Origin of the sequence: Frisingicoccus sp., from assembly GCF_048388605.1 — a bacterium.
Taxonomy (GTDB): Bacteria; Bacillota; Clostridia; order Lachnospirales; family Lachnospiraceae; genus Frisingicoccus.
On record NZ_DBGCTU010000021.1, the window covers coordinates 42,613 to 65,663 of the forward strand.

Genomic DNA, 23,051 nt, shown 5'->3' on the forward strand with positions numbered 1-23,051 from the left:
ACGCTTCGACAGGTTTTTCGAGCGAGTTATGTTAATCTTTCATTGTAAGATAAAAGAAATCAAGCAGGAGAGGTTGTGATTGATACGGTTCACAACCTCTCCTGAATTTTAAGCCGATAGCCACGGCCTTAGATTTTCGTGTAAAAGATTTTTAAACAGTTCCATGGCAGGGCTGATCCATTTATTTTTATGATATGTGCAAACCACAGGGACAGGAATATTATCAAGTTCGGTTTCAATTTGGATGAGGGCGCCTTCGGAGAGCTCTTTTTCCACTGTGAAGTCCGGGAGATAGGCAATTCCCAGATTATTCATAACGCTGATTTTTGTTGCTTCAATGTTGAGCATTTTTATGTTTTTATTTAATAGAATATCCCTTTCATCTAAATATTGGTTTAAACGTTTTTGGTGAAGGCTGTGAGGGTCGCTGCTGATTAAGTTGAGATTTTTTCGTTGATGCGGTGTGATAAAGTCCAATGTTTGCCTGTCGATAGACGGGGATGCGACAAGGATGGAATTATAGAAAGACAAGGGCTCTTCAATGAATGCATGCGGATATCCGCCGATATCACAGTGAATTCCCAGATCGATTCCACCGTTAATGACACTGTCCCGAATGGAATGACAGTCAAGAGAATTAATGATAAGCTGTGTGTTCGGAGCTTTTTTTTGAAAAATAGCTATCAGAGGTGTCATTGCGTAACAAAGCAGAAAGTCAGGCATTCCAATTTTTAATGTGCCGTTAAATTCTGAAATATCATTTCCATAATTTTGAATCCACTCTGTTTCCTGTAAAATTAAATTAATGTGAGGGAGTATTTCACGTCCGGCTTCTGTCAGACACATTTTTCGGCCAATTTTTTCAAAGAGTTTGACAGAAAATTCCAGTTCCAGTTGTTGAATATGAAATGTTACGGTGGATTGGGTGTAATTCAGCTTTTTTGCAGCTTTTTGAAAGCTGCCGGTTTCCAATATAGTTTTCAGTGTGAGAAGATATTTTGTATCCATGAAAGCCTCCTGATAAATATATTAATAATATCGAATTCTGTTATTTAATATTTCAACTTTTTTGATATAAATTTGAATGATATTATTATAGTACAAAATGTTTCATGAAACAAGAAAAACAGGAGGATTGGATGATGAAAGTATTAGTTTTAAATGGAAGCCCGAAAAAGGTTAGCGATACAATGACAATGACAAATGCTTTTTTGAAAGGGCTTACAGAAAAAGGTTCGTATGAGGTTAAGACCATATCTGTTATTGATAAAAATATCAGATTTTGCCAGGGCGACCTTTCCTGCTGGTTCCGACAGGATGGACATTGCATAATGCAGGATGATATGAATGAGATTCTGGATGAAATGGCAGCCAGTGATATCCTTATCTGGAGTTTTCCGTTATATTATTATGGAATGCCGGCTGTTCTTAAAACCCTGTTGGAGCGGACAATGCCTTTTATGAAATATAATATGTATACGAGCGGAAACATTGTGGAGCATGAAACACTGGTAGATCTGAAGGCAAAAAAGAACATTATTCTTACTGGCTGTGGTTTCCCTTATTTTGAGGATAACTATGCGCCTTTGAAATTACATATGAAAAATGTTTTTGGTGAGCCGACCATGGTTTGCGTTTATGAATCTTCATTGATGAATATTCCTGCGCCGGAACTGGCGCCTCTCAGAGAGCAGTTGCTCAACCGGTTTATAGCAGCAGGAAGAGAGTATGTTGAAACCGGAAAAATTTCGGATGTGACACGGGCTGTTCTGGAAAAACCATTGCTTCCGAATGAAGTTTATATTGATATTATCAATCACAGCGCAAATTAATCTGCTGTATTTTTTGTATCCTATATAATAGAAAAACCGACGTGACTCATTGCCACGCCGGTTTGTTATTTATTCAGCCTTAATCTGATAGAATCCCTTTTTGCCTTTTTTAACCATGAAGGCTTCGGAATCATTAAAATCTTTGGAGCCGTAAACCGAGTCGAAGGAAGGAACCTTCACATCGTTTACTGTAACCCCGCCCTGTTTTACAAGTCTACGGGCTTCGGAACGGGTTGGCGCAAGCTTTGTATCCACAAGAATGGAGACAATATCCACACCGGCGTCCAATGTTTCCTTCAGATAAGTGTAAGTCGGCACGGAACCGGCCACACCGCCGGAAACGAAGAGGGCTTTAGCGGCAGCCTGAGCTTTTTTCGCTTCTTCCTCGCCGTGAACAATTTTCGTAATCTCATAGGCGAGAACTTCTTTCGCCTTATTGATCTCAGCGCCCTCCAGAGAACCGAGACGGTGAACCTCTTCCATAGGAAGGAAGGTTAAAAGACCGAGACATTCTTCAACCTTGACATCCTCAATATTTCGCCAGTACTGGTAAAATTCATAAGGGGATGTCCGATTCGGATCCAGCCACACGGCGCCCTTCTGAGTTTTTCCCATCTTCTTGCCATCACTGGTGGTGAGCAGCTTGAAAGTCAGGCCGTAAGCCGGTTTCTGCTCTTTGCGGCGAATCAGATCCACGCCGCCGAGGATATTGCTCCACTGGTCGTTACCGCCCATCTGGAGGCAGCAGCCGTAACGGCGGTTTAATTCCAGAAAGTCATAGGACTGCATGAGCATATAATTAAATTCAAAGAATGTTAATCCCTGTTCCATACGGGATTTATAACATTCAGCCGTAAGCATTTTATTTACAGAAAAATGAACGCCCACATCTCTTAAAAATGAAACATAATTTAAGTTAAGCAGCCAGTCCGCATTGTTGGCAAGAATTGCTTTGTCCTCATCAAAAGAAATAAAATGGGAGAGCTGTTCTTTGAAACATTCTGCATTGTGCTGAATCTGTTCAATCGTCATCATCTGCCGCATATCGGAACGCATGGAAGGGTCGCCGATCATCGTCGTACCGCCGCCGAGGAGGGCGATCGGACGGTGTCCGGCTCTCTGCATGTGCATCATAGCCATAATTGTAAGAAAATGTCCGGCAGTTAAGCTGTCGGCTGTTGCATCGAAGCCAATATAAAAAGTTACTTTTTCCTTTTCAAGTAATTCGCGTAATTCCTTTTCGTGGGTACATTGTTCGATAAAACCACGTTCCACGAGTGTATCATATACACTTGACATCTTCATTCCTCCTAAATATCACTTCTCATAGACTAGCATATTTTTGGAAGCATTGCAAGCAAAAACCCGGTTTTACGGGCTATTTTAGGCATTTTACCGGTTGTTAAAATCGTTGAAATCCTATATAATAAGGAAAAACGAAAACGTTTACGGGGGATAATATGAAATATAAAATGATCGCGCTGGATTTGGACGGCACATTAACAAATTCCAAAAAAGAGATTTCGGCCCATACGAGGGATGTATTGATCGATATACAGCGAAAGGGCGCTGTCGTTGTTCTGGCCACCGGGCGTCCGATCAACGGCGCATTGGCTATCAGCCGGGAGTTAGAACTGGATGTTTACGGGGGATATATTCTTTCCTTTAACGGCGGTATTATTCAGAATTGCAGAACAAACGAAATTATTTATCAGCAGAAAATCCCAGCCGAATATATTCCGAGACTTGGTGCGGCCAGCAGGCGTTTTCAGGTTCCGATCGTCACTTATCAGGGGGATTATATTTTGACGGAGGATACAACGGATAAGTACGTCCGGCTGGAAGCGGGAATTAACAAAATGGAGATCCGGGAATTAAATGATTTCTCGGAAGAGGTTCATTTTCCGGTAACCAAATGCCTGATGGTGGGCGATGGCTGGTATCTGGAACAGATACTTCCTGAGATGCGCAAAGAGTTTGGAAAGATTTTAAATATATTCCGTTCAGAGCCTTATTTTATGGAAATTACACCGTTAGGCGTTGACAAGGCCTTTGGACTGGCGAGGCTTCTGGAGCATACAGGGATTCAGAGAGAAGAACTGATCTGCTGCGGTGACGGATTTAACGATATTTCCATGATTCAATTTGCCGGTTTAGGCGTCGCCATGGAAAACGCGCAGAACGATGTCAAGGCCGTGGCGGACATCATCACGGACACCAATGATGATGATGGAGTTGCACATGTTGTAGAAAAATACATGAAAAACAGATAAAAGAAAAAATAAGAAAAATATGTAAAAAAGGGTTGACAAATAGCTGTTACTACGATAGAATCATTTATGCAGTCGAACAACGGAAGCTGTTCACTCAAATGGCCTAGTGGCTCAGTTGGTTAGAGCGCCGCCCTGTCACGGCGGAGGTCGAGGGTTCGAGTCCCTTCTGGGTCGTTGCTATGAGTTTTAATAAGTCATAGTTGTTTTATCTGGGATCTTAGCTCAGCTGGGAGAGCATCTGCCTTACAAGCAGAGGGTCACAGGTTCGAGCCCTGTAGGTCCCACGAAGTCGAAAGACTTAATTAATTTCATATGGCGAGGTAGCTCAGTTGGCTAGAGCATGCGGTTCATACCCGCAGTGTCGGGGGTTCAAATCCCTTCCTCGCTACACATTAAAGTCCAGAAATCCTTGTAAAATCAATGGTTTCCGGGCTTTTGTTTTTTTTGCGTGATCAAAAGGCTATCAAATCAACGGTAAACTTATAGGCTTTTTTTTGCGGAAAGGAGCGGCGAAGCGTTGACGATTACGGATACATATGAGATAATATGTGCGGATGGAGGTGAGCAAAGTGTTTAAGATAAACCCGTATAGACCAGGAGCAGGATTGATGCCGACCTATTTGGCTGGCCGGGATGAAGATATACAAAATGTTGAGCAGATGTTTGACGCGCTGACAATGAATATTCCAACACAGTCTATTATTTTCAGTGGGCTGAGAGGTGTAGGGAAAACAGTTCTTATAAATAAACTTCAAAAAATAGCAGAAGATAAAGATATATTCTGCAAACATATCGAAGTGGAAGAACGTAATGATTTTATTTCCCAGATTGCTTCCTGTTCACAGGCATTTTTAAGAAAAGTGAGCACAAAGGAGAAATTTAAAAATTTGATTCAGAAACCCCTGGATGCAATAAAAGCGTTGGTTGTTTCATTTGACCCAAATGATCATACATTTTCCCTGTCTTTACAGGAAAGGGAGTTGTATAAATCCACCAATCTCACGCAGAGTTTAACCGAAGTGTTTACAACTATTGGGGAAACCGCCAGTAAATCAGAAACGCCTATATGCTTTTTTATTGATGAAATTCAATATATGAAGGCAAAAGAGTTGGGGGCTTTGATTGCTGCTTTGCATCGCACGAATCAATTGGGGTATCCCGTAATGGTTATCGGTGCGGGACTTCCTAAAATTTATAAAATGTTATCTGATGAAAAATCGTACTCCGAAAGATTATTTTTATATAAGGAAGTTGATTCATTGACAGAGGAACAGTCCAGAAAAGCTGTGGAAGAGCCGGTAAAAAGATTTGGCGTATCTTATACGGAGGAGGCAATCTGTAAAATTATAAATATTACCAAAGGATATCCTTTTTTTATTCAGCAGCTATGTCAAATTATATATCAGAGAACGGATGGAAAAGTAGTACAGCGTTCTGATGTGGAAAAAGTCATTCCTGCCTTTTTTGAGACGCTTGACAACGGATTTTTTAAAGTACGGTATGAGCGCTGCGCGGAAAGTGATAAGAAATTCATTTTTGCTATGGTCCGATGTGGAGAATTGCCGTGTACGATTTCCAATGTTGCGAAAAATCTTCATAAGAGTGTAAATTCAATTTCAACAACACGGGCGCAATTAATTAGTAAAGGGATTATTTATCCGATCCGATATAAGGAATTGGATTTTACTGTGCCGGAATTCAGCGGCTTTATTCAGAGACTGGATGAATATAAACAATGGTGTGACGAGGTCAGGAGTGAATAATATGAGAATAGGTATGGGCTATGATGTTCATCGCTTAACGGAAAACAGAAAATTGATTCTTGGGGGTGTGGAAATCCCCTATGAAAAAGGGCTGTTGGGACATTCGGATGCGGATGTACTGCTTCACGCCATTATGGACGCCCTTCTCGGCGCCGCGGCCCTGGGAGATATCGGAAAACATTTCCCGGATAGCGACCCGGCTTATAAGGGCATTTCGAGCATTTTGCTGCTGGAGCATGTGGGGCGGCTTCTTGAAAAAGAGGGGATGGAGATTGGAAATATTGACGCCACGGTGATCGCGCAGCGGCCCAAATTAGCCCCTTATATTATGAATATGAGAGAGAATATTGCAAAGGCTTTAAATATAGATATTCAACAGATTAATGTAAAGGCGACGACAGAGGAAGGACTTGGATTTACCGGGGAAGGACTTGGAATTGCGTCCAATGCCATCTGTCTGGTTGAAAAAAGGAATTATGAGTAAAGGGATTGAACAATTAACAGAGTATTTTGAAAAGGGAAGTAAGGAAAACCAGGAATTTAATATCGGCCTGGAAGTGGAACATTTTATTTTAAACCGGAAAACCCATGAGACGATGGTGTTCGACGGCGAGCAGGGTGTCGGGGCGCTGATGGAGCAGCTTTCCGCCGGATATCCTGAAAAACATATGGAAGACGGTGCGGTAATCTCCCTGGAAAGCGATGATATTTTGATCACGCTGGAGCCGGGATGCCAGCTTGAGATCAGTACGGCGCCTTTTGCTTCGGTGGGAAAGGTGATGAAAGCCTATCATCAGGCCCGCAGAGAGGTGGAAACGGTGCTGGATGCCTGGGGATACGATTTGGTGACCGAGGGTTATCTGCCCTGCGGAAAAGCGGCGGAGATTCCGTTGATCGGCAAAGAGCGCTATCGATGTATGGACAGATATTTTGCCGGAACAGGGAAATATGGGAAAAATATGATGCGGGCCACAGCCGCCTGTCATATATCCATTGACTATTTTGATGAAGAGGATTTTGTGAATAAATACCGGCTGGCCTGGCTTTTGAATCCGGTGTTTGCGCTGCTTACGGAAAATGTATCCCGTTTTGAAAACGAGCCTTTTTCGGGACATCTTCTGCGGGATAAGATCTGGCAGGGAGTCGATCTGAAGAGAGTTGAAGTGTGTCCGGATATTTTTGAGGAAGATTTCGGTTTTGAATCCTATGCCCGGTGGCTGATGAATATTCCGGTGATCGTTGTTAATGATGGCGATACCTATCGCTATGAGCCGGAGAAAACGATCGGACAGTGTTTTGAAGCCTATGGCGGGGATGAAGCTCTGATCAAGCATTATCTGTCCATGGCTTTTCCGGATATCCGGCTGAAACAGTTTATAGAGATCCGCTCTGCCGACAGTATGCCGGAAAATTATGTGAAGGCCTACTGCGCTCTTATAAAGGGCCTGTTTGGCAGCGGAGAAACCGTTGTTAATATGCTTTCCCTGCTGCCGCAGGAGGCAGAGGCGATTAAAGCGGCAAAGGAAAGCCTGAGAGCGGACGGGTATCGGGGAACCGTCTATGGCCAGGACGTGCGTCTTATGCTATACTGGCTTTTAAATGAAGCGACGGCGAATCTGGAGGGCGAAGAACGGGAAGCGCTGAAACTTTGGGATTCGTTGATTGAAAACGAAACAAACATGCAGGGAGTGACAGAAAAATGAAGGCGGAAGAGCTGAGTGAGAGTATCGGCATTTATATCCGGGAGCATATGCCGGAAAGTGAAAAATCAGCGATGCGGATGGAGGAATACATTAAACATTCGGATTTGAATGCGGGCGGCAATAATTATACCCGCACACTGCAGATTCCCAAAATATATGACAGGAAAACGATAGAAACATTTTCGGAGATTGTTGATGTCACCTATGGTATTTTTGAAAAAGTGATTCAAAAATATCTGGATGATCCCGAATATCGAAAGCTGTTTCCTTTTTCGAAAGCATTGGAGGAACTCATACTTCTTCCGGTGGATTATCCGACGGCTGTTCCCGTCTGCCGTATCGATATTTTTTATAATGAAGAAAACGGACAGTTTAAGTTTTGCGAATTTAACACGGATGGCACCAGCGCTATGAATGAAAATAAGGTGCTGGATGATATTTTATATATGAATAATGCCTGGATGCACTTTGAAAAGAAAGTTCCGGCCAAACGATTCGAACTTGTGGATTCATGGGTTGATGCCTTTATGGAGACCTATCATTCCGGCAAAAATGCCAAAGAAAATCCTTATGTAGCGATCGTGGATTTTCTGGATAAAGCCTATCTCAGAGAATTTTACGTGTTTGAGCGGCATTTTCGGAGTAAGGGAATTGAGGCGGAAGTCTGCGATATCCGTCATATGACTTATTGGGACGGAAAACTTTATACGCCGACGGGGCATGCGGCAGATGTGATCTACCGGCGGGCTGTGACGGCGGATGTGATGAACTATTATGATGAAATTCAGGATTTTATTCAGGCGGTAAAAGACGGATGTGTATGCCTGATCGGCGCTTTTAAGACTCAGATCGTTCATCATAAAGCCATCTGTCAGGTGCTTGTTCATCCGATGACACAGGCTGTTTTGACGGCGGAAGAAAATCGTTTTATCGCAGAGCATTTGCCAAAAACCATGGAGCTGGATAAGTTGAATGAAAATGATCTGGAAGAGATCTGGAAAGATAAGGATGCCTGGATCATCAAGCCGGTGGATTCCTATGCGGCGAAGGGCGTTTATGCCGGAATTGATTACAGCCATAAAGAATGGCGCAGAATCGGGGAGAGTTGTCTGGGGCAGAAATACATTGTACAGGAATACTGTCGGCCTTATAAAACCGAAAATATTAATTTTGGTAAAAAACCTTATGAATTTCAGCTTTACAGCAACTTAACCGGATTATATACTTATAATGGAAAGTTTCAGGGAGTCTATTCCCGGATGTCGGACGGCGGCATCATTTCCACCCAATATAATGAAAAAACAGTAGCGACCCGCTATATTGATGAGGAGGTACAGTGATTATGAAGCTTTATAATACATTATCACGAAAAAAAGAAGAATTTGTCCCGGTTGAGGAGGGAAAAGTCCGCATGTATGTGTGCGGCCCGACCGTATATAACTATATTCATATCGGCAATGCCCGTCCGATGATTGTTTTTGACACGGTGCGCCGCTATTTTGAGTATAAGGGCTATGATGTGAATTATGTGTCCAATTTTACCGATGTGGATGATAAGATCATTAAGAAGGCCAATGAGGAGGGCGTTCCGGCTTCCGTGATCTCTGAGCGTTATATTAAAGAAGCACAGACAGATATGGCGGGGCTGAATGTCAAAGAGGCAACGACCCATCCGAAGGCGACGGAAGAGATCGACGGCATGATCGAGATGATTCAGACATTGATCGACAAGGGCTATGCCTATGAGGTGAATGGCACGGTCTATTATCGGACACGGAAGTTTAAGGACTACGGCAAGCTGTCCAAAAAGAATCTGGATGATTTGTCCGCGGGTATTCGGATTGCCGTCAGCGATGAAAAGGAGGACCCGATGGATTTCGTACTCTGGAAACCGAAAAAAGAGGGCGAACCATCCTGGCCGTCGCCTTGGGGAGACGGTCGTCCGGGCTGGCATATCGAGTGCTCCGTAATGTCCAAAAAATATCTCGGCGAAGAGATTGATATTCATGCCGGCGGCGAGGATCTGATCTTCCCGCATCATGAAAATGAAATCGCCCAGAGTGAGGCGGCCAACGGCAAACCTTTTGCAAAATACTGGCTGCACAATGGCTTTTTAAATATTGACAATGTAAAGATGTCCAAATCCCTCGGAAATTTCTTTACGGTGCGGGAGATAAGTGAAAAATATGACCTTCAGGTGCTTCGCTTCTTTATGCTGAGCGCCCATTACCGCAGCCCGCTGAATTTCAGCGCGGATTTAATGGCGGCTTCAAAAAATGGGTTGGAGCGTATTCTGACAGCGGTAGAGCGGCTGGAAGGTATCCGGGGCACGGATGGAGCCATGAGTGATGAAGAAAAGGCCGTAATGAGCCAGGTGGAAGCCCTTGTTAAAAAGTTTGAAGATTCCATGGAGGATGATTTTAATACGGCGGACGCCATTTCCGCCATTTTTGAGCTGGTGAAACTGGCCAATGTCCATGTGACTGCGGAATCTTCGGCAGAACTGGCAGAGGCTGTCCGCTCCACCATCAAAAAGCTTTGCGATGTGCTCGGTATTATCACCGAGAGGGAAGAAGAGCTTCTGGATGCGGATATCGAAAAATTGATTGAGGAGCGTCAGGCGGCCCGGAAGGCAAAGAATTTCGCCCGGGCAGATGAGATCCGCGACCAGTTGGCTTCTCAGGGGATTTTATTAGAGGATACAAGGGAAGGTGTAAAATGGAAGAGAGCGTAAGTGTCCTTCAGCAGAGGTTTCGGGAAACCTTTGGCATCGGCTCTTTGGATCTGCGCAACTATTCTCCGTTGACGCTGGCTTATATCGGGGATGCCGCCTATGAACTGGTGATCCGTTCGATTATTGTGGAACAGGGAAATGCCCCGGTAAATAAACTGCATAAACGTTCCAGCCGGCTTGTCAGGGCGAAAGCTCAGGCTGAAGCGGCGGTAAAACTCATGGATGTTTTTACGGAAGAAGAGCTGGCGGTTTATAAACGGGGAAGAAATGCCCGTTCCCACACGATGGCGAAAAATGCGGAGATGACCGATTATCGGATGGCCACAGGCTTCGAGGCGGTCATGGGGTATCTGCATCTGAAGCAGGATTATGAGCGGATGGTGACCCTTGTGTCTCTGGGAATCGGCGATAAATTAGGAGAATAAATTATGGGATATGAAGAGTTTAAAATAGAGGGAAGGCATCCGGTGATGGAGGCTTTCCGGGCCGGAAGGACGATCGATAAATTGTTTGTGCTGGACGGCTGTGAAGACGGGCCGGTGAAATCTATCATCCGTGCCGCGAAAAAACAGGATACATATATCCGGTTTGTAAAAAAAGAACGTTTAGATCAGTTGTCTGAAACCCATCAGCATCAGGGCGTCATTGCCGTGGCTGCCGCCTACAGTTACAGCACGGTGGAAGATATTCTGGCGATTGCCCGGAAAAAAAATGAGGAGCCTTTTATCTTTCTCCTGGATGGTATTGAGGATCCGCATAATCTCGGGGCGATCATCCGAACGGCCAACCTGGCCGGAGCCCATGGCGTTATTATACCGAAACACCGGGCGGTGGGTCTGACCGGCGTCGTGGCAAAAACATCGGCCGGGGCATTGAATTATACGCCGGTGGCGAAGGTCGCCAATCTGGGGCAGACCATTGATCAGCTGAAAAAGGAAGGACTGTGGTTTGTCTGCGGACATATGGGCGGCGATGTGATGTACCGCCTGAATTTAAAGGGGCCGATCGGCCTTGTTGTCGGAAATGAAGGGGAAGGCGTGAGCCGGCTTGTTCGGGAAAAATGCGACTATATCGCCTCTATACCAATGAAAGGCGACATCGATTCTTTAAATGCATCGGTGGCCGCCGGTATCCTGGCTTATGAGATCGTTCGGCAGAGGATGAATTAAATGTCAGATGACCGTGAAAAGGATGAAATATTGATCTGCCGGTGCCGCCGGGGAGACCGGGCGGCGCTGGAGCATATCATGGAAAAATACAAACCGCTGGTAATAAAAAAAGCCCGTTCCATGTTTCTGATCGGCGGGGAGACCGAAGATTTGATTCAGGAGGGGATGATCGGACTTTTTAAGGCGGTGCAGGATTTTGAACCGGGCAGAGAAACTTCCTTTTATCGATTTTCTAAACTGTGTATCGATCGCCAGATATATTCGGCGGTGACCAGCGCGGGAAGAAAAAAGCACAGCCCGTTAAACGGTTATGTTTCATTGAGTGATTCCGGGGAAACCGATTGGGAAGAGCAGTGGAGTCCTTCATCGGCTTGCGCTGTCAGCCCGGAGGAAACATTGATCAACCGGGAGAGGATGGAAATCATTCGTGAGAAACTCGGTGCAAGTCTCAGCCCGTTGGAGTTGTCCGTTTTAAAATTATTCCTGGAAGGGTACAGCTATGCCCAGATGGCGGAACGGCTGAAAAAAAAGGAAAAATCCATCGATAATGCCTTGCGCCGGATTAAAGGAAAACTTCAGGAGATTCTGGAAGGAATGAATCAGGCTTAGGCCCATTGATCGGTGGGGAAAATAGAAAAAACAGTTGACAAGAAAGCGTTTATATATTATATTAATTAAGCGGTTCAAAGATTTGATATCAGCTGATGTGGCTCAGAGGTAGAGCACTTCCTTGGTAAGGAAGGGGTCACGGGTTCAATTCCCGTCATCAGCTTTTCAAAAGCGTCTTTGAACCGCTTTTTTGTTAGATACTTCAAGGCTTAAAATTTGTTTTAAAATGAAGAAACTTCTGCTATAATAAAAAAGAGAATAAAATAAATAGGAGGGAAGCATTATGTTGGCATTAAAAGGAGTTATACAGGGAAATACGGTTGTAATAGAAGATGAAGATATAAGAAGTTACGAAGGAAAAGATGTTATTGTTACTATTCTCGACTATCCATATAAAAAAGTGAAGAAAAAAGTCGATTTGAAAAAATATGTTGGGAGAGGGGAAAAACTGTTTCAATCTGATGCACAGGAATATATAAGGGAGATGCGGGATGATGAACGGATATAACAAGGTGTTTTTAGATACAACTCCTATTATTTATTTCTTGGACTTTGATGTGAATTTTGGGAATAAGACTAGATATATTTTTGAGGAAATTTTGGAAAATGAGAAACAAATGGTAACGTCAACCATTACTTGTACAGAATACTTAACTTTTCCATATAAAACCAATAATTCAGAGAAGATTAATGCCTTTTTTGAGTTTGTGTTTGATTGTACTATTCCATTATATCCGGTTAATATAGAGGTTGCAAAAAAAGCGGCCAAAATCAGAGCGGAATATAAAGATTTTAAGACAATGGATGCATTACAATTGGCAAGTGCATGTGTACAAAATTGTGATTTGTTTTTGACAAATGATAAGCAGTTAAAACGCTTTAAGGAAATTAACTGTATTACTGTGGAAGAATGGAATTAGTAATATTTAATCAATTGTATAAAAGTATGAATTAGGAACAAGGGGCTGTCAGCAATTGTGTTGGCGGCCTTTAAAGCGTATAAAACAGGGAATTGTTGTAATTTGGTGTGAAAAAAATCTTGTGCAAACAGAAGGATATGTTATACTAAAATAGACAGATAAGTTATATGAATTATATAATCTTACATTATATGAGGGTAAATATACATATGAAGGTAAAAAACAATAAAAAAGGATTTACGCTGCCGGAATTGGTTGTGACATTGATTGTGCTGGCCATTATTCTGGCAATTGGGATTCCGACAGCAATTAATTATATTCGGCGTGCAGAATTTCGTAAAAATGAAGAAAATGCAAAGACAATCTATCTGGCATCGGAATCTGTTCTTACGTGGTATCGCTCTTCGGGCCAGTGGGAGGAATTTCGGGAAGAGGTTCTTGGTCAGGGAATCAAGAATACCAAATTTACCGGGGAAATGAAGGATCGGATTTATGCGGTAACTCTGGCTCCGGGAGACTATGGAACGGCGAAGGGCGATAAAAGCCCTGTGCTTGACCTGATGGATGATCTGATCTATTCTAAGGATATGCTTTCTCAGGGCGCTGTGGCTATTGAGATTGATGTGGAGTCGGGCCATGTCTATTCCGCTTTTTATGGAACTCATTGCGTTGGACTGGGTTATGGTAGAGGAGATGCCGGCGGTATTCTGGATATGGATGATCGAAGCTATGAAAGTCGAAGAGACAGATTCCTCGGCTATTATTCTGCCGATGATATTACCAATGTGGTTGATCTGTCACCGGTAAGATTGAAGATATCCAGTATCAGTTTAGTAAACAGTGAAACTCTGTATTTGAAATGGTCAAGCAACTCTCGCCATGACAACATGGATCTGGAGTTTCATATTACATTTCATGAGAAGAACAGCAAAAAAGAGCTTTTCCAGCTGACTGTGGATATGGCAAAGGCGAAAGAAATGGGTTGGAGCGGGTCTGCTTCGGATGCGAGTTCAATGACGCAGCTGCCTGTGATTGTGGACGGGCAAGAGATTGATGGCTGGAGTTTTCCGTTGCTTTATCAGGATGGTTCTTTCTCTCTTGTGCTGGATGGAATGATGTCAGCGGATGCCCTGGCAGCGCTGGAGCAGACGGGATTGTCAGCGGCTAAGCAGACAAAGCTTCATCAGAGTTCGGATGTGAGCATCACCCGGCTGGCACAGATTTCGAAGATTGCGGAAAAGAGCGGCGTTGACTTTAGAAGCCCGCAGAATATTTATGCCACCGTAAAGGCTGTATCGACATATAAAAATACCGATGGGGATATGAGTGAATACAGGCAGAGTTCTGAGGTCAACTCCAATTCGGCTAATACAATGTATGCAGATGGAACGAATGAAAGCAATCATATGCTTGATGCCGGAATTTCGACTTTCCGTCATCTCTCGAATATTCGTTATTATGATGCGTCAAAAAGTGCGAAATTCACATTAAAGAACAATGAAATGGACTGGAATTCAGTGGGAACCGGTCTTTACGGTTATGCGGCCAGCGGGAATTTCAATAAACTGAAATGGACGGAAAATGACGGCAAGCTGGAATTTCCGGCCATTCCGCGGCTTTCGTCGAATCATTCTCTGAACGGCGGTTCTTCCAATAGAAAGATCAGTAACCTTCGGTTGGGAAAGACTTCCGCGGCGGATGATACAACAACAACTCAGTATGGAATTGATAAAACCGAGTATGTCGGATTATTCTGCGAGGCGGATGGTGACATTTCAAATATCATTTTCCATAATCCTTCGATGGTGATGGCGGATGTTTCGGGCAGTACAGTTGCGGATGTTTCAGACTTTGGAAATATTAAAGGCGCAGGCATTGTGGCCGGCAAAGGCGCCGGGAATTTTGAGAATATTGCAATTACAACAAATTCTTCCGACAGACAGGTGCTGGCGGTTTCTCTGCCGAATCGGAATGACAGCGATAAAACAGCAGGCATCGGAGGCATTGCCGGTGTACTTGTGTGTTCAGATGCGAATGTGCAGATCAACAATTTATCCGTATCCGGAAAGATTACAGCAAAGCTGCCGGATCCGGGAACTCCTTTGGCAGGGAAGAAGACGGAAGATGAGGCAGAGAATTATAAATACGGCGTCGGCGGATTATTCGGCTATGCGGATCTGACAAGCGGCGCAAAAATCCGGCAGTGCGAAAACCATGCGGATGTGTCGTCAAATCTTTTTGCGGGCGGTATTGCAGGCCACGTGTACGGTTCTTTTCTTGCGTCAAAATATGATTATAATCATCCTGACCTCATGTCCAATCTTATAAATTGCAGAAATTATGGCCTTATTTTATGCACCATCGGCCATGGGGATAATGAGAATCGGATTGAGGGCCGGTATTTTGGCGGTATTATCGGTTATGCCAATAAAGTTTTGATTTATGAGGCCTCCAGCGCTTCAGGGCGTGCGTCAGGCTTTGAATATTCAAAAAATGAGTATCAAAATCTGCTCAAGGGCCAGTACGTGGGCGGTATTCTTGGGTTTGGCTCGGACTGCCTGCTGCTTGAATGCAGCACGGAGAGTAAGGGCTACATTCTCGGCTCAGATTATGTGGGCGGCATCGTGGGCGGATTGACACGGCATGCGAACAGCTTCAGCCGAATCGGCGGCGGTATCAGCGTTACGACCAATGCCGGTTATGTGATCGGTTATAATTATGTGGGCGGCATTATCGGAAAAAACGACGGCAGCAACAAGGTGGAAAACTGCGTCAATAACGGTGTGGCGGCGGGCTACACGTCCTATATCGGCGGCATTGTCGGCTATAATGGTGAAAAGGCGACGATCAGCAACTGTGTCAGCTATATCTCTGATCACAGCGGCGGGATTTTTGATCAGATCGTCAATACATGGGAGGCCACCGGAAGTTATGCGGGCGGCATTGCCGGCTATAATAACGGAACGGTAGAATTTAAAGGCACAAATGGTCAGATCACTGTAAAATCCGTGTCCGGCATCGTTGTCGGCCAGGATTATGTGGGCGGCGTTGTCGGTTTTAATGATACAAATGGTTATCTGGATGTGAATTACACGTTGATCGGCGGACGCATTTATGCCTATGGTGACTGTGTGGGCGGTTATATCGGTTTAAACGCATCAACAAAAATATTAACGGATGATATTGAAATCAAGCCTACCAGTGTGCGCGGCAGATACTGTGTGGGCGGCTGCATCGGCGCCAATGTGGTCGAATTAAAAGAGGATGCCACGATGGGCGGTTTCCATACAAACAATAGACTTGGAAGTTTGACGGCAAAGGCATTTGCCGGCGGTGTCATCGGTTATCAGAGGACTTATACGGCCGAACAGCTTTCAAATGGGGGAAGTATGCTTGCCTATATGCAGCAGAACCGGGGGAATATTTTGCCTCGGCTGGACGAAAAAAATCTGCCGACGGCAGTTGTGGCGTCAGAGAATACATATCGATTGATTTTGACGGATAAGAACAATAATGAGAATTCTCTGTCCTCAGTCCTTAACAATTTGTCTATTTCTGCCCGGATGTATGTGGGCGGCGTATTGGGCTATTGTGAGAGCAGCAGTAAATTGACAATAGTGAATTGTAAAAATGGCGGAGCGATTTCTAAAGTTTCCGATGCAGAGTTTGGGAAAGGCGCGGATGGCGTGGGTGTTGCCCAGTATCTGGAATACAGCGGTTCGGCGGTATCGAATGTCGATTCGGATATCAAAACAGATATGGCCGGCGGCATTATCGGGGCAAACCTTACAAATCAGGTGATTGACCACTGTGCGAATTCGGAAAGTCTTACCGGTTTCACCTGTCTGGGCGGTGTGGTCGGTTTTAATGGCGGCGGCGTTTTCAACTGTGAGCTGGCCGGAAACTTCGGCAGTGCCAGTCAGGATTATGTGGGTGGTATTGCGGGACTGAATATTAAAACATCCTCGATTCCGCTGAATTATAAAGATGTGAAAGAAAAAGAATGGAACAGTTATGTTCCGGGGACGATTGGGGCCTGCCGGGTCAATAGCGGCGTAACGGTCACCGGGCGGAATACGGTGGGCGGTATTGCGGCTTATAACCTTTCCGGCGGCGTGATTCAGGACAGCTTCTGCATTGGCAATATAACAGCCCGTGGAAATTATGCCGGAGGCATTGCCGGGCGTAATAACGGAGCAGTGCTTGTCGCAGAGGATAATCATACGGAAAAACGTACAATTTCCGGTCGGAACGGCCAGGGTATCGGCGGCCTTGTGGGCTGCAATGAGGCATCCGGCAGTATTCAGGTATCCGGAAAAGGCGACGTCACCGCGGTAGGCAGCGGCGTGACGGTTATCGGCGGAATGAATGTGGGCGGTTTGATCGGCGAGAATAACGGAAGTTTTGGAACGGATGAAGGAATCCTTATATGTAAAGCGGCGGACGTTCATGCACTGCAGGGAAATGCGGGCGGTATTGCGGGAATTTCCTCAAATGATATTCTAAATGCTAAAAATGCTTCCGGGCAGGTGACAGCGGATAACGGCCTGGCGGGCGGCATTGTAGCTTCCAATCCGGCCGGTGGAAAAATTGTATCCTGCGTCAATGAAGGAAATGTAAACAGTAATCTCGGTTATGCCGGAGGTATTGCGGCGGAAAACTGGGGAACCATTCAGGGATGTTCTGTGGGAACAGCGGCTCAGAGGATTACTGTCCGAAGCCGGGGTACGACCGAGGCCGGAGCTGTGTGTGCAGTGAATCATGCGGAGGCCGTGATTGACAACAGTTCTCTGGTTTCAGAAGCTAATGTAACGCTTGATGGCGACGGAAAGGTTTATGGCGGCATAACTGGCCTGAATGAGGGAACTGTGAAAACGATAACTCTTACGGTTATGCCGGACATTGAAGCTAACGGCGCGACTGGGCTCTCCGTTGGCGGCGCAGCCGGAGTTAATCAGAATTATATTGAGAATATTACGGGAAAGGGAAATTTTGAAAAATTCAGTAATTATCGCTATGTGGGCGGTATTGCGGGAGAAAACAGAGTTGGCGCTGAAATTATCAATAGCAGCTATGCCGGCGCGATGACGGAAAGTTCGGGGGCTTCCGCGGGCAATTGCTACGGCGGGATCGCCGGAATTAATGCCGGAGAGGTTTCAGCTTGCAAGACAGAAAATCTCACGATGAATATTCAGGGCGCTTATAGGGCCACGCCGACAAGCACGGCAGAAGAAAAGGAAGTTTTGGCTTCCCATACGGGCGGTATTGTCGGCAAAAATGAGACGGATGCCATTGTCAGGAATTGTTCTGTGAATCCGACTGGCGGCAAAATCACGGTGGCAAACGGTATGGCCGGCGGCGTGGCAGGCTATAATAAGGGAACCATCATCCGCTGCGGCGATGAGGATACCGTGAATAAGATGAGCGGTTATACAGGCAGTGGAAGTGTCGATGCTTTATGTGCAGGTATGAATATCACAGCCCATGGCGGCTATGTCAGCTGGGGGGATAATAAAAATATAGAAGACCTTACATATAGTAACATGGATTCTGTTTCAGGAAAAAGAACAAGCCTGATTCTTTCCACAAAAGGCAGTCTGGGCGGTATCACTGCCTATAACGGGCCGACGGGAAAACTGGAGTACTGTGCCACTGGCGACTGGTTTTTAAACAATAAGTCGGGGGATATCGGCGTGGGTACCGGCGGCGTGATCGGAATGAATGAATCTGAGGAGGATATGAAGTATCTGGTGAATCGGGCGTTCGTGGGGCGGCAGCTTCAAAAAGCGGATACGAACCGGTTTGCCGGCGGCATTATCGGCAATCAGAGCAATTCCACCACGGAAGGTTGGATATTGTCCCATTGTGTGAATTATGGAATGGTTTATGGATATAATTCCCATTATTGCGGCGGCATTATCGGCCAGTGGACCGGCACCGGCGGCAATATTGAAGAGTGCCGGAATTACGGCGGGCTGCAGACAACCTATGCGACTGCCTGGGTTGGCGCTTCGGCGGGCATCGTGGCACAGCTTTATCATGCCTATGATGGAAATACCTATAATATTATCGGCTGCGGGAATTTTGGAAGTATTTATGGGAAACAAGGATACTCTTACACAGATTTGGATAATAATGTTGCGGCGGCAAATGACAGCGCGGGAATTCTCGGAAATGTAACAACTTATCGAAGGGCTGCCGAACAGGCGCAGAATTTTACGATTCAGGTATTGGATTGTGTCAACGGGCCGGGAGTAAAAATCTATTCCGCTTCTATGGCGTCGGGCATAGTGGGGTTTTTCTCTACAGATAATCCGGATGAATCTGGTGTCACGAATTCCACAGGGAATGTTCAGCTTCGGATTGAGCGGTGTCGGAATTTTGCCTCCGGATTGTATGCGCTGCGGTATGCGGCGGGTATATTTGGTGATCGGTATGGACAAGCTGGAGGCCGCAGTACAACGATATATGATTGCTATTCGGTAAATGATGCGGAAAGATCGAATTTTCCGATTGTATCACTTACAAGAAGTGGTATAAGCTTCCCAAATCTCACGGACAGTCGGAATAACTATTTCTTTGATGATTTGGATGGTGCAAGCAGTTATCAGATATCATTTTCTCTGGCAGAAGGAAAAGAAAACGCAGTGCAGAGCAGCGGTAATATTTCGCGGTGGGCATATACCAATGGAAATGCAGATTTGTGGCGTGCAGGCGGTGACCGGGTCTATATTATGCGTAATCAGAAAAGCGGCAGATATTTTGTGGCTTATCTGATGAAGGCAGGCAAAACCGGCAAAGATATTGAAGGCAAGGACTGCTATATTGACCCGAAGGACGGAGGCATTTATAATTCGAACACCAATGAGAAAATTGCCAAAATCTTATTTGAACTTCCAGCGGGTGCGGCGAAATATACAAAAACAAATGAGTTGGTTACTTCCGGCGATCTATTTTACACCTATGTCCGCGAAGGCTGGCGCACATTGGAGGGTGCGGCCGATGATGGAAACGGCGGAAAGAAGCTGACAGCGCCGCAAGGGGTTAAAGCGGAGATTGTTAACGGCAAGATTGCGCTTGAAATAACCCCGGATACAAATCCGGATAGTTGGGCAGAAGCGGGCAGCAAATGTGACCCGTTTAAATATGAGGTGGCCATTTATGTCGGTGGAAATCTTGTCGGCACCGAATATCTTTATACGGAAACAGGAAGTGTCCCGATACCGGCAAGCTCCGGAGGCGCAGTTTTTGTTCAGGTTCGGGCGGTGAGCATGTTTGGGGATGTAGACCCATCCGATTATACGGCAGCGGGAAATATTGATGAAAAAACCTTACTGCCGACACCGGATATTCGTGCGGAGATTGTTTGGAATCAATCCCTGAATGATTATCGGTATGAGATATCGCTGAATAATCTGGAGGACTATCATACGCGGGCCGGGGACAATTGGATTGTAACTGCTGAAGTGTCCGGCAAGAAAATTGAATTGTCAAAAGATAAAACGACAGTGCAGGTAACAGGAGATGCAAATCAGCAGCAGATTACTGCCCAGGCGGTGCCGCGTGGGACGACAGAGTACATTGCATCGGCCAAGGTGTCAGTAGCGGCATTTATGCCGGCAAGTTATAAGCCGGATACGCCGCTGAAAAGTTGGGATGCATCAGATCCTAATGAGCCGGAGGCTACGCCGTCTGTCAGAGTGGAGGGAACTACTCTGGATAACTTGAATGTTACAGTTTCCTTGACGCATTCCGGACGGGCATTGACCACACCGCCGATTTACCGGGCGGATCTGCTGGGTACATGGAAGAAGGGCACGACGGAGGAAAAAGAAAATGTTGTTTTTGCCAGTCAGGATATCCTGGTGGCTTCAAAAGGAACAGCCTCTGTAAGTTTTACGAATCTTCCGGAGTATATGAAATATGTATCCGATCTGCGGGTGCGTATCTGGTTTGCGGAAACGGGCCTCGGGCCGGTTTACGGCTGGCATAAAGTGGATACTGAAGCCGATGCAAATGTTGTTCAGATGACAGGGTTGGATAAAAGCGATAAGCCGGTTTATGAGTATGTATATTCGGAAATTCTTGAAAAGGAAAAGAATGATTATTTTAAAGATTATCGTTATCTTTCTGCGGACGCAATCCTCACCTGGCTTCCGGCGCCGGAGCTTTGCGGCGTGACGGATGGCGATGGCGGTGAGCTTGCGCCGGAATATGACGGCGATGGTAATCTGCAGTACACCTTCTATTGGGATGCGGATAGGGCTTTTGGTGAGGATGCCAAATATGAAATCGCTCTTATGGGCATCGATGAAAAGGGCCACTCAGTCTTGATTGATACGTCGGCCTGCCAGCCGGTGAAAGGAAGCTATGAGGGTGAAAATGCATGGGCCCTTACTGTTCCGGCGGAAGATTGGAACTTTAGGGAAGTCAAATTGGTGGTTACCCGGGTGGGCGATGCGGCAAAACAGGAAATCGGACTTTCCTCGGAAGCCTCTTATAAGGTGCGTCAGCGTCTGCCGGAACCGGAGCAGCCGGTCATCCGCATCATCAGTGTGGATGAATTGGATTACACGGTCACATGGCCGGCCATTACGCCGGAAACGGGCTGCGGTTCCTACCAGCTCTATGGGCAGATTTATAATGAAACAAAACACAGCTATGATACGCCGTTCAAACTGGGAGATGCAGTCGCTGTGAATGGCGGATCAGAATATACGAAACAACCGGTGAACCTTGAAGTTTATGCGGGAGAGCAGATGCGTTTCTATGTGGTGGCTCAGGCAGCAGCGGATTCCACGGATTATGTGGACAGCGCGGCGGGCATCACCACTGATTTAACTGTGCCGGAACGTATCGCAGCGCCGAAAGTTGATTGGACGACTTCATGGACTTATGACAGAAATCAACCGTTGACTATTCATAATTTTGAATCGGGGGATACCCAGAATGGTTTGACGGTAAAATTGAAGGCACAGGATAGCGCAAGTATTCCGCCGGGCGGCAGCGCTTATCTGATGCGGGCTTATATTTATGAGACGGAGGATGCGGCAAAAGCGGCGATTCAGGCGGCATCCGGCGGCAACTCAGAGCTGACCGGTTATATGACCGGTTATCCGGCGGTAGAGGATGTTATTTCACCGGTAGAAATGGAAAAAGCCGAATCGGATATGGATTACCGGCATACGATGCAGGGACTGGCCGCGGCCTATGCGGGAAAATGGGTTGTATTCCAGGCAAGAATCTCTTCGGGCAGCGGTAATGTCAGCTCTCATTGGGTGACTGCCGAGACGCCGAAACAGCTTCCATATGTCAAACTGGATACGGCGCAGATACAGTCTGAGCGGATATGGAATTCGCTTACGGCGAAGGTCAGCGAGAATCCGAATATTCCGCCGAGTGAGGTTCCATGGAGCGCTGAGCAGACGGCATTTTACTGGAAGAGTCAGGACTATGCGGATGTATGCTATGTGGATATTACGGAAAAAACAACCGATGGTACAGGCATTTTGCATCAGTATCGGATATATGAAATCCAGGCGGATGATGGAAGCCCGATGGTGACCGTATCCGAGTGGGGCGATGACGGCAATGGGAATATTCAGTGGAATGGAGTAGCCGGACAGAGTATTCAGGCCGGACAGTATATTTATCCGCTGACCGGATATGCGCAGCCGGGAACCAATCCGGACGGCACCCGGAAGATGGCCGGAGGCTATCAGAAAACGGTGGATGGTTATTATACCTTTAATGATGTGTCATCTCATTATGAGTTGACGACTTACGCTTATATTCAGGCGAATCTGCAGGCGGACGGCAGTTTCCGCTATACACTGGTATTGCCGGATACAACCTCAGTAAAGGCTTCCGCGAAGGAAGATGTGGCCGGTTATATTTTGCCGGGAAGTGAATGGAAATACAGCAGCAAGGTTGCATTTCGGATGGACGTTCTCGCCAATGAGGCAGAGGACGCAAATAAGAGCCCGGCCTATGTGGGCTCGGATGAAAATTCGGTTGAATTGAATTAAATTCGGAATGAGAAAGGAGG

At 45.7% G+C, this 23,051-nt stretch carries 15 protein-coding genes and 4 tRNA genes; 17 read left to right on the forward strand and 2 right to left on the reverse strand.

Annotated features, from left to right (window positions below; genetic code table 11):
* Positions 1 to 108: 108 nt before the first annotated feature.
* Positions 109 to 1,008 (reverse strand): LysR family transcriptional regulator, encoded by a 900-nt coding sequence (locus tag ACMN7X_RS04020; protein WP_418746208.1) that lies wholly within the window; start codon positions 1,006 to 1,008, stop codon positions 109 to 111.
* A gap of 131 nt (positions 1,009 to 1,139) precedes the next feature.
* Between ACMN7X_RS04020 and ACMN7X_RS04025 the strand changes: the two genes are divergently transcribed.
* Positions 1,140 to 1,832: a flavodoxin family protein gene (locus ACMN7X_RS04025; protein WP_418746209.1), complete on the forward strand. Its 693-nt coding sequence runs from the start codon at positions 1,140 to 1,142 to the stop codon at positions 1,830 to 1,832.
* Between the two features lie 69 nt (positions 1,833 to 1,901).
* On the opposite strand, the gene tyrS is transcribed toward ACMN7X_RS04025, so the two are convergent.
* Positions 1,902 to 3,131 carry a tyrosine--tRNA ligase gene (tyrS, locus tag ACMN7X_RS04030; RefSeq protein WP_418746210.1) on the reverse strand — a complete coding sequence of 410 codons (1,230 nt, stop codon included), beginning with the start codon at positions 3,129 to 3,131 and terminating at the stop codon, positions 1,902 to 1,904.
* A gap of 161 nt (positions 3,132 to 3,292) precedes the next feature.
* On the opposite strand from tyrS, the gene ACMN7X_RS04035 reads away from it, so the two are divergent.
* The 16 genes from ACMN7X_RS04035 (at position 3,293) to ACMN7X_RS04110 (ending at position 23,031) form a co-directional block, all read left to right on the forward strand.
* On the forward strand, positions 3,293 to 4,105 hold the full coding sequence (locus ACMN7X_RS04035) for a Cof-type HAD-IIB family hydrolase (RefSeq protein ID WP_418746211.1): 813 nt from the start codon (positions 3,293 to 3,295) through the stop codon (positions 4,103 to 4,105).
* A gap of 100 nt (positions 4,106 to 4,205) precedes the next feature.
* A tRNA-Asp gene (locus ACMN7X_RS04040) sits at positions 4,206 to 4,279 on the forward strand.
* Positions 4,280 to 4,316: 37 nt separating this feature from the next.
* Positions 4,317 to 4,389: transfer RNA gene (locus tag ACMN7X_RS04045), tRNA-Val, on the forward strand.
* Between the two features lie 30 nt (positions 4,390 to 4,419).
* Positions 4,420 to 4,493, forward strand: a tRNA-Met gene (locus tag ACMN7X_RS04050).
* A 181-nt stretch (positions 4,494 to 4,674) separates the two neighbouring features.
* Positions 4,675 to 5,868: an ATP-binding protein gene (locus tag ACMN7X_RS04055; RefSeq protein ID WP_418746212.1), complete on the forward strand. Its 1,194-nt coding sequence runs from the start codon at positions 4,675 to 4,677 to the stop codon at positions 5,866 to 5,868.
* Between the two features lies 1 nt (position 5,869).
* Positions 5,870 to 6,352 carry a 2-C-methyl-D-erythritol 2,4-cyclodiphosphate synthase gene (ispF, locus tag ACMN7X_RS04060; RefSeq protein ID WP_418746213.1) on the forward strand — a complete coding sequence of 161 codons (483 nt, stop codon included), beginning with the start codon at positions 5,870 to 5,872 and terminating at the stop codon, positions 6,350 to 6,352.
* Positions 6,345 to 7,571: a glutamate-cysteine ligase family protein gene (locus ACMN7X_RS04065; RefSeq protein WP_418746214.1), complete on the forward strand. Its 1,227-nt coding sequence runs from the start codon at positions 6,345 to 6,347 to the stop codon at positions 7,569 to 7,571. Before ispF ends, ACMN7X_RS04065 begins: the two co-directional genes overlap by 8 nt.
* Positions 7,568 to 8,911: a hypothetical protein gene (locus tag ACMN7X_RS04070; RefSeq protein ID WP_418746215.1), complete on the forward strand. Its 1,344-nt coding sequence runs from the start codon at positions 7,568 to 7,570 to the stop codon at positions 8,909 to 8,911. Before ACMN7X_RS04065 ends, ACMN7X_RS04070 begins: the two co-directional genes overlap by 4 nt.
* A 2-nt stretch (positions 8,912 to 8,913) precedes the next feature.
* Entirely contained in the window at positions 8,914 to 10,305 is a 1,392-nt protein-coding gene (gene cysS, locus ACMN7X_RS04075) for a cysteine--tRNA ligase (protein WP_418746216.1), read from the forward strand.
* Positions 10,290 to 10,730, forward strand: coding sequence for a Mini-ribonuclease 3 (locus tag ACMN7X_RS04080; RefSeq protein WP_418746217.1), 441 nt, complete (start codon positions 10,290 to 10,292; stop codon positions 10,728 to 10,730). The genes cysS and ACMN7X_RS04080 overlap by 16 nt, the downstream gene beginning before the upstream one ends.
* Before the next feature lie 3 nt (positions 10,731 to 10,733).
* Positions 10,734 to 11,474: a 23S rRNA (guanosine(2251)-2'-O)-methyltransferase RlmB gene (rlmB, locus tag ACMN7X_RS04085; RefSeq protein WP_418746218.1), complete on the forward strand. Its 741-nt coding sequence runs from the start codon at positions 10,734 to 10,736 to the stop codon at positions 11,472 to 11,474.
* Complete coding sequence (locus ACMN7X_RS04090) at positions 11,475 to 12,083, forward strand: sigma-70 family RNA polymerase sigma factor (protein ID WP_418746219.1); 609 nt, start codon at positions 11,475 to 11,477, stop codon at positions 12,081 to 12,083.
* Between the two features lie 91 nt (positions 12,084 to 12,174).
* Positions 12,175 to 12,246, forward strand: a tRNA-Thr gene (locus ACMN7X_RS04095).
* Positions 12,247 to 12,366: 120 nt separating this feature from the next.
* Entirely contained in the window at positions 12,367 to 12,591 is a 225-nt protein-coding gene (locus ACMN7X_RS04100; RefSeq protein WP_418746220.1) for a hypothetical protein, read from the forward strand.
* Complete coding sequence (locus ACMN7X_RS04105; protein ID WP_418746221.1) at positions 12,575 to 13,003, forward strand: type II toxin-antitoxin system VapC family toxin; 429 nt, start codon at positions 12,575 to 12,577, stop codon at positions 13,001 to 13,003. The genes ACMN7X_RS04100 and ACMN7X_RS04105 overlap by 17 nt, the downstream gene beginning before the upstream one ends.
* Positions 13,004 to 13,212: 209 nt before the next feature.
* Positions 13,213 to 23,031 carry a prepilin-type N-terminal cleavage/methylation domain-containing protein gene (locus tag ACMN7X_RS04110; RefSeq protein ID WP_418746222.1) on the forward strand — a complete coding sequence of 3,273 codons (9,819 nt, stop codon included), beginning with the start codon at positions 13,213 to 13,215 and terminating at the stop codon, positions 23,029 to 23,031.
* The last annotated feature ends 20 nt before the right edge of the window (positions 23,032 to 23,051 follow it).